The 17,943-nt window shown below is 42.3% G+C and carries 14 protein-coding genes and 1 pseudogene; 5 read left to right on the top strand and 10 right to left on the bottom strand.

Features of this window, described 5'->3' with window-relative positions; all coding sequences use genetic code 11:
- The 3 genes and pseudogenes from ABD772_RS11845 to ABD772_RS11840 form a co-directional block, all read left to right on the top strand.
- Window positions 1–2,013 (top strand): annotated as a pseudogene (locus tag ABD772_RS11845) (glycoside hydrolase family 95 protein); the annotation flags it as partial.
- Window positions 2,014–2,019: 6 nt separating this feature from the next.
- Window positions 2,020–2,319, top strand: coding sequence for a glycoside hydrolase family 95-like protein (locus ABD772_RS17575; RefSeq protein ID WP_425562830.1), 300 nt, complete (start codon window positions 2,020–2,022; stop codon window positions 2,317–2,319).
- A gap of 337 nt (window positions 2,320–2,656) precedes the next feature.
- A complete protein-coding gene (locus ABD772_RS11840) occupies window positions 2,657–3,091 on the top strand; it encodes an SRPBCC family protein (protein WP_345104467.1) in 435 nt (144 codons plus the stop codon).
- A 281-nt stretch (window positions 3,092–3,372) separates the two neighbouring features.
- Here ABD772_RS11840 and ABD772_RS11835 read toward each other — a convergent pair whose 3' ends face one another.
- The 4 genes from ABD772_RS11835 to ABD772_RS11820 form a co-directional block, all read right to left on the bottom strand.
- Window positions 3,373–4,512 (bottom strand): putative sensor domain DACNV-containing protein, encoded by a 1,140-nt coding sequence (locus ABD772_RS11835; RefSeq protein WP_345104464.1) that lies wholly within the window; start codon window positions 4,510–4,512, stop codon window positions 3,373–3,375.
- A 138-nt stretch (window positions 4,513–4,650) separates the two neighbouring features.
- Window positions 4,651–5,778: a carboxypeptidase-like regulatory domain-containing protein gene (locus tag ABD772_RS11830; protein WP_345104461.1), complete on the bottom strand. Its 1,128-nt coding sequence runs from the start codon at window positions 5,776–5,778 to the stop codon at window positions 4,651–4,653.
- A gap of 16 nt (window positions 5,779–5,794) precedes the next feature.
- Complete coding sequence (locus ABD772_RS11825) at window positions 5,795–6,904, bottom strand: carboxypeptidase-like regulatory domain-containing protein (RefSeq protein ID WP_345104459.1); 1,110 nt, start codon at window positions 6,902–6,904, stop codon at window positions 5,795–5,797.
- Complete coding sequence (locus ABD772_RS11820) at window positions 6,901–8,034, bottom strand: carboxypeptidase-like regulatory domain-containing protein (RefSeq protein WP_345104457.1); 1,134 nt, start codon at window positions 8,032–8,034, stop codon at window positions 6,901–6,903. Before ABD772_RS11820 ends, ABD772_RS11825 begins: the two co-directional genes overlap by 4 nt.
- A 269-nt stretch (window positions 8,035–8,303) precedes the next feature.
- Here ABD772_RS11820 and ABD772_RS11815 point away from each other — a divergent pair, with 269 nt between their 5' ends.
- Entirely contained in the window at window positions 8,304–10,169 is a 1,866-nt protein-coding gene (locus ABD772_RS11815) for a chloride channel protein (RefSeq protein WP_345104454.1), read from the top strand.
- A gap of 37 nt (window positions 10,170–10,206) precedes the next feature.
- Here ABD772_RS11815 and ABD772_RS11810 read toward each other — a convergent pair whose 3' ends face one another.
- The 6 genes from ABD772_RS11810 to ABD772_RS11785 all read right to left on the bottom strand — a co-directional run bounded on the left by ABD772_RS11810 (window position 10,207) and on the right by ABD772_RS11785 (window position 16,636).
- Window positions 10,207–10,977 (bottom strand): GLPGLI family protein, encoded by a 771-nt coding sequence (locus tag ABD772_RS11810; RefSeq protein ID WP_345104451.1) that lies wholly within the window; start codon window positions 10,975–10,977, stop codon window positions 10,207–10,209.
- 4 nt (window positions 10,978–10,981) lie between these two features.
- Complete coding sequence (locus ABD772_RS11805) at window positions 10,982–13,768, bottom strand: outer membrane beta-barrel protein (RefSeq protein WP_345104449.1); 2,787 nt, start codon at window positions 13,766–13,768, stop codon at window positions 10,982–10,984.
- Between the two features lie 202 nt (window positions 13,769–13,970).
- Window positions 13,971–14,651, bottom strand: a complete 681-nt coding sequence (locus ABD772_RS11800) for a GIN domain-containing protein (protein WP_345104447.1) — start codon at window positions 14,649–14,651, stop codon at window positions 13,971–13,973.
- Entirely contained in the window at window positions 14,635–15,024 is a 390-nt protein-coding gene (locus tag ABD772_RS11795; RefSeq protein WP_345104445.1) for a GntR family transcriptional regulator, read from the bottom strand. The genes ABD772_RS11800 and ABD772_RS11795 overlap by 17 nt, the downstream gene beginning before the upstream one ends.
- 3 nt (window positions 15,025–15,027) lie before the next feature.
- Complete coding sequence (locus ABD772_RS11790; protein ID WP_345104442.1) at window positions 15,028–15,804, bottom strand: hypothetical protein; 777 nt, start codon at window positions 15,802–15,804, stop codon at window positions 15,028–15,030.
- The gene (locus ABD772_RS11785; protein WP_345104440.1) at window positions 15,788–16,636 is read right to left on the bottom strand and encodes an ABC transporter ATP-binding protein; all 849 of its coding nucleotides are present in this window, start codon (window positions 16,634–16,636) and stop codon (window positions 15,788–15,790) included. Before ABD772_RS11785 ends, ABD772_RS11790 begins: the two co-directional genes overlap by 17 nt.
- A 217-nt stretch (window positions 16,637–16,853) precedes the next feature.
- On the opposite strand from ABD772_RS11785, the gene ftcD reads away from it, so the two are divergent.
- Window positions 16,854–17,864: a glutamate formimidoyltransferase gene (ftcD, locus tag ABD772_RS11780; RefSeq protein WP_345104438.1), complete on the top strand. Its 1,011-nt coding sequence runs from the start codon at window positions 16,854–16,856 to the stop codon at window positions 17,862–17,864.
- The last annotated feature ends 79 nt before the right edge of the window (window positions 17,865–17,943 follow it).

Genomic DNA, 17,943 nt, shown 5'->3' with positions numbered 1-17,943 from the left:
ATGAATAAAAGGTTTAATAAATGGATGGGATATTCCGTTAGTTTTGATTGTAACCATTTATCAAGAGCAAGTATGAAGCTAACAAGCCTTAAGTTAATCATAACGGGTAGTCTGTTATTAACGGTTATTGGCAAAGCCGAGGCCCAAAAAATGTGGGACAATCGCCCTGCTAAAGCCTGGATGACGGATGCTTACCCGATAGGTAACGGACGCATTGGCGGGATGATATTTAGCGGGATTAACCAGGAACATATCCAGTTTAATGATAATACCCTCTGGAAAGGCGATGAGCACGATAGAGGCGCCTATCAGGCTTTTGGTAATTTGTTTATCGATTTTGATAATTCTGGCGGTGGCGACATCCCTGCCGATTATCGCCGCGAGCTGGACATGAGCCGCTCCGTGCATACCGCTACGTTCACCAAAGAGGGGCTTAAATACAAACGTGAATACTTTTGTAGTTTTCCGGATAAAGTGATGGTGCTGCGTTATACCACAAGTAAAAGGGGCGCTTTGTCAGGCGTAGTGCGATTAACAGATACCCGCACTAATACGGCTATCGCCAATGGTAGTAGCTTAACCTTTAGCGGCAAGCTTACCAACGGCATGCAATACCAGGCTACGGCTTTGGTAAAACTTGAAGGCGGCACCCTGAGCAAACAAACCGACGATAAAGAAGGCGATCAGTTAAAGATCAATAAAGCCGATGCGATAACAATATTGCTCAGCGCTGCTACCGATTTCAATAACAGCCGCACAACGCACTGGCGCGGTGAGGCCCCTTCCATCAAGACCGATAGCATATTAAAAGCAGCTAATGCTAAAACTTATGTCGCACTGCTGCAAAGGCATATTGCCGATTACCAGCGATTATACGGCCGTGTACATTTAAATTTGGGTACGACTTCTGCGGCTACTATGGCGTTGCCAACCCTTCAGCGACTAATCAATTATAAAAAGACATTCGATCAGGACCTGGAAGCTACTATATTTCAATATGGCAGATATCTGCTGATCAGTTCATCGCGTAAGGGCGGGCTGCCGGCTAACCTGCAAGGGCTTTGGAACGAAAGCAATAACCCACCCTGGGGTAGCGATTATCATACCAACATCAATATTCAGATGAACTATTGGCCCGCCGAGCCAACTAATTTATCAGAATGTGCTTACCCATATCTGGATCATATCAATGCAATCCGCGAGATCAGGAAGATCAATACCCAAAAAGAATATCCGGGCGTTCGTGGCTGGACCTTGCGCACCGAAAGCAACCCCATGGGCGGCGAAAGCTATTTGTGGAACCCACCCGCAAGTGCCTGGTACGCGCAGGCACTGTGGGAGCATTACGCTTTTACTAAGGACAAAACTTATCTGAAAAACTTTGCTTACCCTATTCTGAAAGAGATATCTGAGTTTTGGGATGATCATTTAAAACATCGTCCTGACGGTACCCTGGTATCGCCCATGGGCTGGTCGCCAGAGCACGGGCCGACCGAGGACGGTGTGACTTATGACCAGATGATTGTTTATGACCTGTTTACTAATTATATTGAGTCGGCAGATATTTTGGGTATTGATAAAAGCTATCGCGATCATGTCGCCGATTTGAAAGATCATCTGTTAAAACCAAAAATTGGCAGTTGGGGCCAGTTGCAAGAGTGGGAAACTGACCGTGATGATCCGAAAGATAATCATCGCCATGTATCGCACCTGTTTGGCTTGCATCCCGGCAGGCAGATCAGCACCATCAAAACGCCCGAACTGGCAAAAGCTGCTAAAGTAAGTTTACTGGCCCGGGGCGATGTCTCAACCGGATGGTCAATGGCCTGGAAGATCAATTTCTGGGCCCGGTTGCAGGATGGCGACCATGCGCATACTATTATCGAAAACTTTATAACACCTGTGGGCGGTAATGGCATAAATTACAATAATGGCGGCGGAATTTACGCTAACTTACTATGTGCGCATCCGCCGTTCCAGATCGATGGTAACTTTGGCTATACTGCCGGTGTAGCCGAAATGCTGCTGCAGAGCCAGGCTGACGAGATCCAGATTCTGCCTGCGTTGCCTAAAGCCTGGAATACCGGTAGTGTACAAGGGCTAATGGCTCGCGGCGATTTCGAAATTGCAGACATGCAATGGAAAAACGGCAGGCTTAGCAAACTGGTAGTTAAATCGCTGGCCGGAGGCGAGTGCAGGTTGCGTACGGGCAATGCGCTTAAAACTATGGCGGCAGGCGTAAAAAAATCAACTGCGGGCAGCGATTACCAATATAGGTTTAACACACAGAGAGGAAAAACCTATACTTTCACTAATTAACTTTGTAAATTCATAAGCAAAGAGGTACTGTAGTGATCCACGCGAATGTGTATCACTTTGGATCAGTTGGATCGCCTTGAAAAACTAATTATCTGAAAATGAAAGTTTTGTAAAATCAGATATTCAAAAGTGGATCAGTTTGGATCACTTTTCCTGACTTTTACGTCTTTTTTTGGATCGCAAAACCAAATTGGTGTTAACTCACAGCGAGTTGGAAGATTTTTCAAAAATAGTCCGCAGTATGCCCGCGAGAAATTCATGGGTGGATGGATCTATCTGGCTAACAAGCTTGGTGAATTTCTTAATAACTAAAACATCATCTTAAATAACATTAATCATGAGTAAAGAACCATTTGTAATTGAACAAACCTATAACTCGCCGGTGAGTAAGGTTTGGGAGGCATTGACGGATAACGAAAAACTAAAGCGATGGTATTTTCAGATGGAGGACTTCAAACCAGACGTTGGTTTTACGTTTCGCTTCAGCGGTACCGATAAGGGAGTAACCTTTTGGCATCAATGTATTGTCCAGGAGGTCATCCCGTTTAAAAAGTTGTCATACACCTGGCGGTATGACGAGTATCCCGGCGACTCGTTGGTTTCTATCGGACTTTTTGATGAAGGCGATGGAAAAACACGCCTGCGCTTAACCCACAGCGGTTTGGAAACTTTTCCTCAGGATAATCCATCATTCGCCAAAGAAAGCTTTGCCAAAGGCTGGACTTATATTACAGGTACAAGCTTGAAAGACTTTTTGGAGAAGCAGGGATAAAACAAAGGGGGCCGTCAGGCTAAGTTATAACATCCCGGGCCCCTGAAGGTTCAATGACAATATTTTGTTTATATCATCTCGACCAACGGGGAGAGATCTATACATACGCTAAGTATAGTGAGTGTCAGTGTAAGATTTTCCGCTATGCTCAAGAGGGTAGTTCCCCTACGGTCGGAAATGACCATCGACGGCCCCTTTATTATATCGTTCTGAACAAAGCGTAGAACCTGACTACTTAATTACCAAATGTGCAGACCCTTCGCTGCGGGATGATAAAATATCTACAGCAACAATATATCAATCCGATGTGCATGCACCATTTGCACGGCTTCTGACCAGGCAAAGATGGTGAACCGTCCATCCTGCGAAGCTACCAGGGCAATGGCGTTGCGCTGGTCGAAGACAAACTGTGCTGCGGCCAGATGGCGTGTGCCGCCGTTTTGGCTGGGGTGCATTTTTACCGGTGTGCCGCCCAGCACCGGTTCGGTGGTTACAATCTGGTCGACAGGTGAACTCATGCCTGAGCGGGCAATTTTAGCGCCAAAGGCCAGCAGTTCATAATTGCGGGTCATTACAGTGGCTCCGTCAACCGCTGTAAAGCCGCCTACAATATCTATGGCTCGCACCAGTGCATCGCGCCAGTCGGCCTTTTGGCGTTCACAATGGTCTTGCAACATTAGTTTGGTAATACCTTTAAACGCCGGGATTACCGGGTAGCTCATTGGTTGAACAATCGACTCTCTCCACCTTTCCGAATTTTCGGGGACTATTAGTACCAGGCCCCCGCGGCCATGCTTACGCATAGAAGTGGCCAACTCGACCATTAAATTAATAGAGCCATTAACAAATGGTGAAGCCATACCCGGTAATGAATCCAGCAAAGCCGGACAGTCTTGCATGCCTGTATTTTGCTCGTCGATTATTTTAATATCATCTCCTTTTAGCACGGCGATGTTCAGGAACTTGCCAAATCCGTCTGTACGGCTATGTTTTATAACCAGTAAACCGGGCTCAACTACTTCTAATACAAAACAGATACCGGGTATAGTAAGTGTAGTACCCCAAACGTACAATTCATCATCATCGTACCACACACCCAGGTGGATGCCGGGGCTTTCAACAGCCGGCGCCAGTTTGGTTAAGTTATGAGGCGTTAAGCGTATACGGTTGCCAAACACCAGCGGATGGCTAGCCTGTTCAGGCTTTAGTATGGCAATGGATATTTTTGGCGGATGCCCTTCTTCTTTACGCAGACTGGCCCAAAATGCAACATCAATAACCGACTCTATGATAGCCGACTGCGGCTCGTGCGCCAGGTTGTCTGTGCCGCGCTGCCTGGCATTTTCCAGGTGCCTGGCGAAATGACCTTCAAGCGAGGCGGCTACCATACGGGCAGGCAGGTAAGTTGGTTCTGATAGCATTGTTGCAGTTTTTACCTCAAAAATATCTTTAATGTTTTAAAGTAAGAGACACCGTGGGGTAAAATTTAATGAGCAGTGTTGTGGTGAGTAGTGAATAAATTATAGTTGATGCTATTCCAATTAACAATTTACCACTCACTATTTTACCGGCGGCTCGTAATCAAACGGCAGCTTATCGCCAACCCGGCGGCTGGCCATATCGCCATGAATAAAAAACGCACGGTAATTAGTGTAATTGCCTCTACGGTCAATAACAGCTTGTTTAAAAGGTAGTTTAACCATTGTCGACTCAGTGCCGTTATTATCCAGTTTAATATCTTTAAGCGTAGCCGTCTTTAAGTTAGTTTTTAAATTAGCTGCTTTTTTAGGGTCGTAAGTAACATAAAGTTGGTTTGTCCGGAGCGACTGAAAAGTCGTATCCACTTTCTTTAATATAGTGTCAAAACGTACCGGGCGAGTATCAATAGTCACCATAGGTACATCAACATCGCCGTCGGCCTTTAAAAAGCCTTTAAACAGCGGATTGGCAATAAAGCCTTCTTTTAATGCATTATTGGCGTATACCGACCGTAAAAAATGCATGAACGAACCCTTGTAGGCATCGTAGCGATTTCGGGCCCAATCTTCGCGTCTGCCTTTTGAACCTTCCATTTCGTCAAATAAAGCATCGCCGTCAAAAATAGCCGTATTGCTGTTTATGGTAAATTGAAAGTCCCGCAGTAAATAGCGTATATGGTAACCTAATCTTTTATTCTCTATCAGTATAAAATCATCAGCCTCGGCAGTTAAAATGCCTTTCTTTTTGTTGTAATTAAAACTGAGTATTTTAGGGTTAAGTATTTCGCAGCCGTCGGCAAAACGCGACGTGCCCAAAAACTGACCTTTAAATAAAACGTAGTAACTATCCCAGGCGTCGCCGGGGCCTATGGTTACCTCGCTTAGTGCTATAGGTTTGATAATAAGGGGTACATTTACGTCTATTGGTTTGTTCTCTAAAATTATGGCACGGTCAAATATTGCGTATCCCATCATTCTGACAACTAATTGATAGGAGCCGGCAGTAAGGCTATTGATCCTGAATTCGCCTTTATCGTCGGTTACGGTTTTAAACAACGAGCCGCTTATAAAAACGGTAGCGCCTTTTACCAGGTCGCCTTTTTCGTCGACTACCGTGCCTGTTACCGGAAGAAATACCTGGGCCTGAACCAGTACAGTAAAGAAGATTGCCGCCAGCGTTAGTAATAAGGATTTAGGGTTTAAGGCCATGGTAATAGCAAATATATTATTTTTTTGCCGGCGCCTGATATTCAAAAGGCAACTGGTCGCCTACGCGGTTCCTAGCCAGGTTACCTTCAATTAAAAAGTCGCGAAAATCGCGGTGCGCTCCTCGTTTGTCTATTATAGCTTTATTTGCATGTAGCGAAATGATGGTCATTGACGGCCTTACTCTGCGTACCTTAAGAATAGGCTTGGTATAGGCCATATCGCCTTTTGCTGACAGTGCCTTTCGCGGATAGTACATGAAAAGGAGCTTTTTGAATTTAAAAGCTACAAAAGACGTGTCAATAGGCTTAACCAGCGAGTCAAACCATACAGTGGGGACGTTATATTCCATATCCGCATTTCCCATACGATCCTTTGTGATTGTATTAATGGAGTAGATCCTAAACCCTTCTTCTAAAGCCCTATTCTGATAAACCGAACGCAAAAAGTGCATGAAGGAACCTTGATAGGCTTTTAGCCGATTTTTATCCCATTCCTTTTGCATTTTAGCGGTGCCTTTCATAGGTTCAAAATTAGTTTCACCGTCATAAAGGGTAACATCGATTTTTGCGTTATAACCAAAATTTTTTAAGAGATATTTAATGCGGTAGCCCAGGTTGGGGTTTTCAATTATTAAAAAATCATCGGCATCGGCTAGCAACAGACCCTTTTCTGTACTGAAGTTTATTACATGCGGATTAACAATAACGCAGTCGTTCGCATTTTTTGTTTTACCCAAAAAAGATTCTCTGAATATTTTAAAATGGGCGTCAAAATTGTCTTTGCCGCCAATATTTACCTGGTTCAATGCCGTTTGCTTTAGTTTAAGCTTAATATCCATGTTGGTGGATTTGCCCAGAACCGAAACGGGTTGCGAATAAGCGAAATAGCCAACCATGGTTACGCTTAATTGATAGCTGCCCGGTTCAATACCATTAAGCCTGAATTTACCATCATCGCCGCACGCGGTGATATTTTGCGTACCACTCAAAAAAACCGTCGCACTTTTTAAAGGCGCGCCGAACTCGTCAGTAACCTTGCCGGTAATGGTAGATTTACTTTGTGCCGATGCCTGAAAGCTCAACAGCAATAAAAAACCAAGTGATAAGGCAAAGTACAGCTGTTTCATGGTTTTGTAAATGTTATAACCGGTGGTTGATATTCAAATGGCAACTGGTCGCCCACGCGTTTATAAGTCCAGGCGCCTCTGATTAAAAAGCTGCGCAGATAACCTGAAAATACGCGGCCTGCCGCGTCAACAACAGCGCCGCCTTTTAAAGACAGGATAAGTTCAGACTCTGATGCCGTTTTTTCGGGAGCGGATATATCTTCCATTATAATGTGACTATTTGCGGCTGCTGTATGGTCTGATGCCATTAAAGCGGTCGCTTTAACCGGATCGTAGACAATACGTAAGCCTGTAAATTTGAACGATACAAAAGAGGTATTAATAGCAGTTACCAGGGTGTCAAATTTTATGGGATTAGGATTGTAATAATGCTTGCCGTTGCTTTGATACATCTGATTGGTAACAAAGCCTTCATTTAGCGTAACATTATTGAAAACGGCCCGCAAAAAATGCATCATCGATCCGTTGTATGTCTCCAGGCGATTTTTTGCCCACTCTTGCTTTTGGTATTCTGTTCCGGCCAATTCTTCAAAAATTACATCGCCGCTGTATGAAGTGCGCGCTAATGCACTATGTTCAAAAGTTTTAAGTAAATATTTAATGCGGTACCCCAATTTTTTATTTTCAATCATCAGGAAATCATCTGCATCGGCATAAAGCATGCGTTTACTTGTACTGAAATTGATGATCTCGGGATTTAAGATTTCGCATGCCCGCGCGTTGACCGTGGTGCCCAAAAACTCCTTTTTAAATATGGCGTAGTTTTTTGCCCAATTTTTATCTGACCCAATGTTAACTTCATGCAGTATTATGGGTTTAATGGTTAAGGATATGTCTAAATTTATAGACTTGCCGGTCAACATTACATCTTTGCTGACTACTGCATATCCCATCATTTTAACCAGCAGATGATAAGAGCCGGGGCCGGGCGCGTTTACTTCAAACCTTCCTATATTATCAGTAGCTGTAGCAATCTGGCTGCCGTCAATGAATACTATAGCTCCGCTTATAGGTTTTTGTTTTTCGTTTGTAACCCTGCCGCTAATAGTATACTCAGATTGCGACTTGGCACGCATCCCTGATAAAAGTAAACTTAAAGACAGCAGGCCACTTAGTAGCAGTGATCTCATAAGGCGAATCAGGTTAGTAGTAATATCGGCTTAGTTATTGTGCTATAATTAAGGCGACAATTAAAATTAAGTTTTTTAAATGCTGCTTCAAATACCGGTCGCTGACTTTTAGTGCTGTTTTGGAATTAATCAGAGTTTGATTTTAATGATTCTAAATTGAAATAATCTGTTATTATATTGTTATATTTATTATATAAGCAATACTTTTGCAAAAAATTTAAAAGCATTCTATTGACCTCCCCGGTCGTAATTGCATTCGCTCTTTAATCATGAAAAACTCAGATACACCAAGTGGCATTCCGGTTTCGCCATTACTAAACAGTTTAGAAAAAGCCGAAGGCGGCCTGGAAAAGCCCTCTATTGCTAAAAGCCGTTTATTGACTATCAGCCTTTACTGTGTGGCTGTTGCTATCGCTATAAGTTTTATAGCTAAAATATTAGTGGCGCTTATTAACCTCGTCACGAATATTTCTTTTTTCGGATCGTTTAGCTTTGCGTTTAACAGCCCGGCCAATAACCATTTAGGAGCCTGGGTAGTTGTTATCCCGGTTATAGGCGGCGTTGTTGTAGGGTTAATGGCATTGTATGGATCGAAAGCTATACGCGGGCACGGTATCCCCGAGGCTATGGAACAGATATTAGTGAATGAAAGTAACATTAAACCGGCTATTACTATATTAAAACCAATTTCATCGGCTATAGCCATAGGTACCGGCGGCCCGTTTGGTGCCGAGGGACCTATTATTGCAACAGGCGGGGCCCTGGGCTCAACACTGGGGCAGATATTTAAAGTTACCTCGAATGAGCGCAAGATCATTTTGGCGGCAGGTGCTACAGCGGGTATGGCGGCTATATTTGGTACACCTATAGCCGGTATATTCCTGGCTATTGAATTGCTGCTGTTTGAGTTTTCGCCACGGGCTATATTGCCCGTTGCCTTAGCGTGTATTACAGGTGCGGCAGGTCATCATTTTTTGTTTGAATCGGGCCCTGTATTTCCTATGCCAGATATTTCAATACCGTCAAATGAAGCGCTGTTGATTTATAGTGTTATGGGGATAGTTGTCGGTTTCCTGTCATTAGGCATTACTAAAATAGTTTACTGGATTGAAGATAAATTTGACGAACTTCCTATTCACTGGATGTGGTGCCCCGCCCTTGGTGGTTTGGCTGTAGGTGTGATTGGGTTTTTCTATCCACACACGTTAGGTGTAGGGTACGATAACATCATCGGTTTGCTGTCGGGCAGTTGGCCAATGACCCTGGTACTTACGCTTTGCATTTTCAAATTCCTGTCGTGGGCTATTGCTTTAGGTAGCGGTACATCGGGCGGTACACTGGCACCTTTAATGACTATGGGTGGTGCTGCAGGTGCCGTTATCGGTGCATTGGTGCTAAAAGTATATCCAGAAGCCGGGATAACTATTCCACTATCGGCACTAATTGGCATGTCGGCTATGTTTGCGGGCGCTTCACGTGCTTATTTAACCAGTATTGTATTTGCTTTAGAGGCCACTATGCAGTCGCACGCTTTGTTGCCATTGCTTGGCGCTTGTACCGGTGCGTATATTGTTTCTTTCTTTTTGATGAAAAACACCATCATGACTGAGAAAATTGTTCGCCGCGGTTTATCGGTACCTGATTCATTCAGTCCTGATCTGTTACAAAAGATAACTGTTTCGCAAATAGTTCATAGCACCGAAAGCCTGATCAATGCCAATACCAGTATACACGATGTGCAGGCCTGGATAAAAGCAAATCACCGGGATGAAAGCCATTTTGTAGTAGTGAACGATCAGGGCGGCTATGCGGGTACGATTCGCCTGTCAGAAATTTATGATGGCCAGGTTAAAGGCGATGAGCCCATAAAAACAATTCTGACCACTAAAGTAAATGCTGCCGTAACCGGCGAAGATGCTCTGCGCAGGGCGATAGAACACATGTCAAAAAATGATGTGGATGTATTACCGGTGGTGTCAAACACTAATAGTAAATTGGTAACCGGTGTGCTGACGTATAGAGATATTATAGACGCTTATGCTGAAAATATTGAAAAGGATGAATATGCGCATGTTAAAATATCCCTGAAACGCCGCGGAATGAAGATCATGGTGAAAGGCAGACAAGGAAATTAGATCACAGCTATTTGCAAGTATTTGAAAAACTGAAACGTCATAATGAAAAGGCTTTGAGGTAGGAGTGGCCCCATGTCCCCCAATCTTTTAACGCTTTGTTCAGCGTTTCTCTGAACAATTGATTGTTTACGGTTTTTCCTTTTTTAGGCGGTACTATTTCATTTTCGGGGATAGGGGTCTCTGTGACTTTGGTAGCAATCCAGGATACATTTTCATGCGGCAATGCTACCTGTAGAATCATTCCCGGCAAACCGGTGAACGATTCAGGCCCGCCGGTAATCAGTATTTTGTCGGTATAGAAGGCCACCACGTAGATAGAATCCATAACAATGGCATTAGCTCGGCGACAGGGGTAACCTGCAATATCGCGGGTCTCGTCGGTTATTTTCCAGTTAATTTTACGGGTTGTATCCTTCAGTAAAAAAGTTTGCTCGAATACCGCTTTTTGGGCAGTGCTCATGCCGGTGCTAAAATCGGTATAGATGGTTGAGTTTTGATTGGCCATCTCTGTGTTGAAAAAGTTATTGCGCTTTTCTTCATCTTCGAGCGGCGTAAACAGGGTTTTATTATTACCAAATTTGAGCGTGCTTTTTGCTGCTTTAAACTGAGGATTGTTCTTTTTATATTCTTCAAAAGGTTTGGCTACCCAATCCTCATTATCTTTATTGATCTCTTTGCTTATCAAGGCAAATATGTTTGATTTTTTTTCGAACTCAATAATGCCCGATGAGGTGAAATGCACCTCCTGGGCCATGCAACTGCCAATTACTATAAAAAAGCAGCAAACGGTTGTTATCAGGTTTTTCATGGGTTTATTTAGTGGTGCCGGCACTCATTCTTGAAAAATCGTACGACAGGGTTAGCAGGAAATATCTTTTGATGGTAGTATATCTTTCCTCAGTAATTATACCTCCGTTGGCATAGCGGTTATAGCCTTGATTTTGGTTCAGGATATCGTTTAAGGTACCCATTATTTTTAAGCTTTTATCTTTAAAGAAGGCTTTACTGATTGAGGCGTTTAATAAAGTACGCTTAAATTCCGGTAAAGTTGTCGTTTTAGCGGTATAGGTGTAACTTCCGTCTGTACCTAACTGCCAATTATGCGGAAGGTAGAGCCCTGCCCAACCCCGGGCATTGAAGCCACCACTATTGCTGTTATACGATGTTTGCAATGAACTTTGGGTAATGCTGTAAGTTGGGCCGGCTGATATATAAAAATCATATTTATTTTGAACATATTTATTAATGCTCAAATTGCCGCTGTAAGAACTGTTATTGCTGGTATTTAACTGGCTCACGCCGTTAACAGCGTTGGTAACCATATTATAGGTAGTCCTGCTATATAGGTTACCGTTAAAGCCAACATTCAGGCCGGCAAGTTTACGGCTATAACTAAGATATCCATTATAAGTATGTTGCGTTTTACCAACAAGGTTAAAATATTGGCTGGTGGTTTTACCAATAGCATCTGTTGAAGTATTATTTACAATAACATTAGTTGTAAAACCATAAGTTCCGTTTATATAAATGCTTTCGCCGCTTAAAACTTTATAGGAGTTGTACGATGTAGAGAAACGATTATAAAATGATGGTGTCAGATTTGGATTTCCTAAAGTTATATACAATGGATTGCTATTGTCTTTAACCGGCTGGATCTGATTTATAGTTGGTTGCTGCGTACTGCCGCTGTAGCTTGCTCTAAAGGATGTTTGTTGAGAAAACTTATACAAATAACTGGCCTGCGGAAACCAATTGATAAATTGGCGTTTCAGTTCATTGCCGGTATAAATATTAGTCTGGTCAAATGAAACATTGGCAGCTTTGGTGCCAACGTTAATTACCGTTTTGCCTTTATTATAGTTCAAAATAGCTCCCGCTTGCTGCGCGTGCTGATTTAGCTTAAAAAAATTACTCAAAGAATCGACCAATACATTATAGTCGCCATCGGGCGTACCACGACTATAGGCACGTTGGTTTGAGCTGGCTTGATCAAGTTTAAAACTGTAATTAACCACTAAAGCAATCCCTTTGGCAACAGGCTCAGTATAAGTAATATTGGTGTTCAAAACCTGCCCCTTGTTGGCTGAGGTTTTGAACTGGTCTGTCGGCTGGGTAGTGCTTAACGCACCGGCATCGTCAAAATATTCAAGGTTTGATTTTAGATAGCCGGCACCTTTACTGTCGTTAGAATTACCGGCTACCAGTAAAGATAAGGTACGTCCTTTTTTCTTTAGCTTTTTGGTGTAGAAGATACTGGCATTAAATAAGCGATTGTCGACACTGTTTATATTACTGGTATTATTCAGATTAAGCAGGCTGTTGTCGCCACGTCTGCTGGTGTCTGCACTAAGAATCTTATTCTGATTATTTGTATAATTACCAGATGCGGTTATTTTTAAATTAGCCGTAGTATCCAATTTTACTTCCAGTTTGGCGTTGAGTTCTTCAGTAAATTTTGATTTGTGCGAAACCTGCGAACTGGTACTATTGATCACGCGGTCGGGCAGGTTATTTTGGCGAATGGTACTTTGGTCGCCATCAATACTTAGTTGGCCAACTTTGTAATTGCCGTTAATAGCGTATTTGTCTTTGTCCCATTTGTTGTCGTAATGCGCCCCACCTGTGATAGCCTTAGGTAAACCCCTATCGTCATAATAAAGGTCGCCACCACCAAAACTGAAAGACATGCTACCGTCATCATTCAGTTCCATAGCGCTGTTATCACCATACCTTTGGGCGTCGTCCCAGTCAAGCCGGGTGGTACCATTGTTTGAGCCAATGCCATAAACAGATATCTTTTCCTTGTTCTGAAACTTATTATACATCAACTGGCCCTGGTAATATTTGTCCGTACCTTCCGCGGCAATTGCTTTACCAAATGAACCAGATTTTTTGCCTTCTTTTAATTTAATATTCAGTGTTTTTACGGCCTTGTCGTCGTCAATGCCGGTAAAGGTGGCCTGGTCGCTTTTTTTATCATACAGCTGCACTTTATCAACCATATCTGCACGTATGTTTTTAGTAACCAGCGTAGGGTCGTCGCCAAAAAATTCTTCGCCATCTAACAAAACCTTATCAACCGACTTGCCCTGGGCCGTGATTTTGCCATCCTTGTCCACTTGTATGCCCGGGAATTGCTTGATCAGATCTTCCACCTTATCATTGGGTTGTATCACATAAGCTTTGGCATTAAATTCGGTGGTATCGCCTTTTATTTTGATAGCTCTCACCTCGCCTTTAACAATGACGTCGCGCAACAGGCGTGAAGTTTGTGTCAAGCCTATCTTGCCGAAATTATGCTGCCGATTCTTATCCTCCAAAGTAAAGCCTTCAGTATAATCAGCATAGCCGGGATAGGACAATACCAGTATAAATTTACCGGCCATTAAATTGTTAATAGCAAATGAGCCATCGCTTTTGGCACGGGTAAATTTGCGCAGGGTTGAATCCTTTGCATTAAGCACCATGATGGTGGTATTGAGCAAAGCTTTCTTTTCGGCCGTATCAACCGCCGAACCTTTAATGGTATAGTTGCTTTGCGCGTAGGCAGACAGATTTAGCAACATTAAAAACGCAGCTAAACGTATTGTGATTTTCATTAAGATTAGGTTTGTTTAGTGCTACTAATGTATAACTAACTTTTTAGTAGAGCAAATGATTTAACATTTATTAACGAATTTTAACATTTGTAACAAGCTGATTATAAGATACAGAAGTTTTTACTTAGTTGCGGATAGATCAAACATGCTCCCCAAAAAGGAAAGCATATTTAGGTGTAAGGGTTTAGGTCGAAAATAATTATCAGTGCATCAATTGTTTTGCAGAATTACCGGATAGCGTAACCCTGGCTTTTTTTGAAAGGTTATAGTTTATTTTTCCTATACGGACATCGTCTATTGTTAATTTACTCTCGTTTTGTATGTTAAAGTTTGCCGTGTCTATTTTACTGCCGCCCACGCCTACTTCACCTTGATAGTTTAGGATATTCAATTTTTTAAGTTCGCCGGTAACGGAAACCGTGCCCGGTGCGTTACTTATTATTCGCAGTGAATCTTGCTTAAACCACCCAATAGTTGTTGTCCCCCAATTATAAATAGTTTTGGCACTTGGAGAGGTAGCTGTGCTTAAGCTATTTATGCGCGGGCATTTGATTTTGACGACGTAGTTGTGATCGTTGCCGTTATTAATATTTTTAAAATTGATTTTTAATATACGGTTTTCAACTTTAAATACCAGGTCTTTGTCTGTACCTTTATCAATCCACACTTCAAATTTTTCGCTTTGGCTTACATCCAGTTGGATGTCGTCCGCGATATAATCCTGTATGGCATCAAAATCTTTTACCGGTACAGACACCATGCCATAGTGGGGTTTTTTATAATCTCCCTTTAAATATTCGGCTTGTAGTGCGGTATCAGATAGTACTACAGACGCGATGAGTAAGACCGCTACAGCTGTGAGTAATTTATTGCTTGTTTTCATTTTGAGTATCCTTAATTTTTTTAAAATCCTGGTAATATTTTAATATCTGTTCGGGGTTTATATCCAGCAAGTAAAGGCTGTTTAAGAAGTCTGGCAGTTCCTGTTGTAAAAAGCGCTCCCGGCGTATGGTTTTTATCTGTGTGGTCGCATCAGCGGACACAAATAAGCCGAGGCCGCGCTTGTTAAAAACGATGCCTTTTTGTTGCAGATATTCGTAAGTACGCATCACCGTATTAGGGTTTACTTGTAATTCAGTCGCCAGCTCACGTACTGATGGTATTTTGGCTTCGGGCAGCCATTTACCCAGGGTGATATGTTCGCTCACATAGTCTGCAATTTGAAGGTATATGGCTTCTTTATCTTTAAAGTTCATGGCTTAAACCTGTTTTTCTTTTAACTTATAAAAGGCACTTACCAATAGTAAAAGGCCGGTCGATGCGTAAATTATCCAGCTTATTATGTAGGTGCTGTTACTTAATGTAAACGAGTAGTATTTACCTTTTATGAAAACTTGATTTTGGAAAAATAAATTGTATGAAGAAAGGTCGCCGCCGCTTACCAGCCGTAAGATGGCTTTATTTAGTATAGTGATCGCCAGACATGCCATGAAGAACAAAAAGGCAGTTTTTATAAAATGCAGTTTATTAAAGTAGACGGCGCCCCAAAAACAAGGGATTTGAAACACCATGAATGCTACTAATGCCAAAATTCCGGGCGTTTTGGTGTCAAATAGATTTAGTAGTCTATTGGGCTCGATAACAGGGTGGCTCATACTCAGCACCAGGCTGTCTACTGCAAAAAAACAGATGTTGGCAGCGACCAGAAAAATTGGAAACGTATACAGCCACGCCACTAAAAATCTTTCCAGATGAGAAACCGGCAAGGTTAGCGTCAAAATAGCTTTTTTCCTATCACTCAGCTCGGCAAAGATGGTGCTGGTAAATATACTGCCGCCCAACCAAATCAAGAATATATACATACCATATTGATAGTTTTGGGTTACTACTCCTACACCTAGAAAAGCAGGTAAGCCCAGCCCTAAAAAAACTATGCCTACCGCTGCTACTAATGATAACAGATAGGTACGGCCATGATCAATGGTATGTTTCTTAAAATACCAGCCAAAGCGGGTAAGGTTAAATGTGTTGTTCATTGCCGGTTTTGTTTAATAAGGTGATGAGGTTTAGGTTGTTATTTATTATAGCATTAAATAGCAATTCCATGTCTACTTTGGTAAAGCTGTTGTCAGTGTTTTCTGTGATTGCATTCAGTCCGCTCAAGTGTTGCTCAGCGTAAATGTAGTCAGCGCTGTTAGCCGGGATGACGCCAAAGTTTAACTTCTCACTGATCTCGTCGAGCGATTGGTTAAGTATGATATAGTTTTTATGTAGTACCAATACGGTATCGATCAGGTTATCCAGGTCGCGCACTTGATGAGTGGAGATAATGACGCAACGATCATCAGTAAGGACCGACGCTACCAGTTTGCGGAATTGTGCTTTTGAGGGAATATCCAGTCCATTGGTAGGCTCGTCCATAATTAATAGCGAAGTATTGGCTGCGATCCCGAAAGCGATGTAAGCTTTTTTTTGTTGACCCAGCGATAACTTGGTAAGTGATCTGTTGATAGGGATGTCAAAATCGGCCAGTAGCTGCTCAAATTGTTTGTGCTCAAACTTGGGATAGAAATGCCCGGTGCTTTCAGCAAATTGTTTAGCAGTAACGGGCGGTAAGTAAATATCCTCGGGTATAAAGAATAGTTCCTGTAAGAAAGATGGATTGCGTTTGACTGCAACCCCGCCATTAACTACACAAGTGCCTGACCACGGCATAGCCAAACCTGCAATATTTTTAAGCAGCGTTGATTTACCGGCGCCATTCATCCCTAGTAGACCATAAATGTGCCCCCGTTTTAGCGATAGATTTAAGCTGTCAAACAGTTTATGTTTGCCATAACCGAACGATAAATTCGTGATTTTAATCATTGTTTATGTGTATTAGTTAAATAGTACACTACAAATGTAGATCAAAAACGGATACTTCCAAATTTTTTTGAAAATATTTTTTTGTCGCCTTGATTTCAGACAGTTATGCTTATTAGGTTAGTTGAACGGTGATATTTTCCATATTTATTTTATACAAATTCGTTACAAACAAAGATTTCCGCACGTATAAATAATATTTAAATTGCAATTGTACATTATGAATCAGATTATAGAATGTGTCCCTAATTTCAGTGAAGGTGCAGACCAGGAAATTATTCAAAGTATAACCGGCGAGATTGGCTCGGTAGCAGGGGTGCAGTTATTAAATGTTGATCCGGGGCGCGATGCTAATCGTACGGTGGTAACCTTTGCCGGCGAGCCGGAAGCTGTAATTGAAGCGGCATTCCTGGCCATAAAAATGGCCGGCGAACTGATAGATATGCGCATACAAAAGGGTACTCATCCGCGTATGGGCGCTACTGACGTTTGTCCGCTTATACCGGTCAGCAACATCAGTATAGATGAGGTTGTAGTTTATGCCGGGAAATTGGCCAGCCGGGTGGGCAATGAATTGCAAATACCGGTTTACCTGTATGAAAATTCGCAGTCTGATAAAAGGCGGAGTAACCTGGCAGCCATACGTGCCGGGGAGTACGAGGGCTTTTTTAAAAAAATAAAGATTCCGAATTGGAAACCCGATTTTGGTCCGGCTGAGATGGATGCTAAACGAGGGGCCACTGTAATTGGTGCCCGCGATTTTTTAATTGCATATAATATCAACTTAAATACAGCCTCGACCAACATAGCCAATGAGATAGCTCAGGATATTAGAGAAACCGGAAAAATAATTATAGACGAAACCGGAAAAAAACGTATCCCCGGAACTTTAAAATACGTTAAAGCAATTGGCTGGTATATGGAGGAGTACAGGAAAGCCCAGGTGTCTATGAATTTGACCAATATTTCGGCAACGCCCATACATGTGGTGTTTGACGAAGTTTGTGCTAAGGCCGCAGATCACGGGACAGAAGTAACTGGTAGCGAACTGGTTGGCATGATCCCCCTAAAAGCCATGACAGACGCCGGCCGATATTTTTTGCAGAAGCAGGGAATTACCCACGTTGTAAACGAAACTAAATTGATTGATGCCGCCATTCAGGCTATGGGGTTAAATGAGCTTGCGCCTTTTGATCCGCAGAAACGCATCATTGAATATCAATTAGACTAATAGCACCAATAGTTGTATTATTTAATATTCAATTATCTGAATATTAAATTGATATTAGAATTTATTGATAAATTTAATT

The sequence above is a fragment of the Mucilaginibacter panaciglaebae genome (assembly GCF_039539265.1).
GTDB lineage: Bacteria > Bacteroidota > Bacteroidia > Sphingobacteriales > Sphingobacteriaceae > Mucilaginibacter > Mucilaginibacter panaciglaebae.
This window is presented reverse-complemented; position numbering and strand designations above follow the sequence as displayed.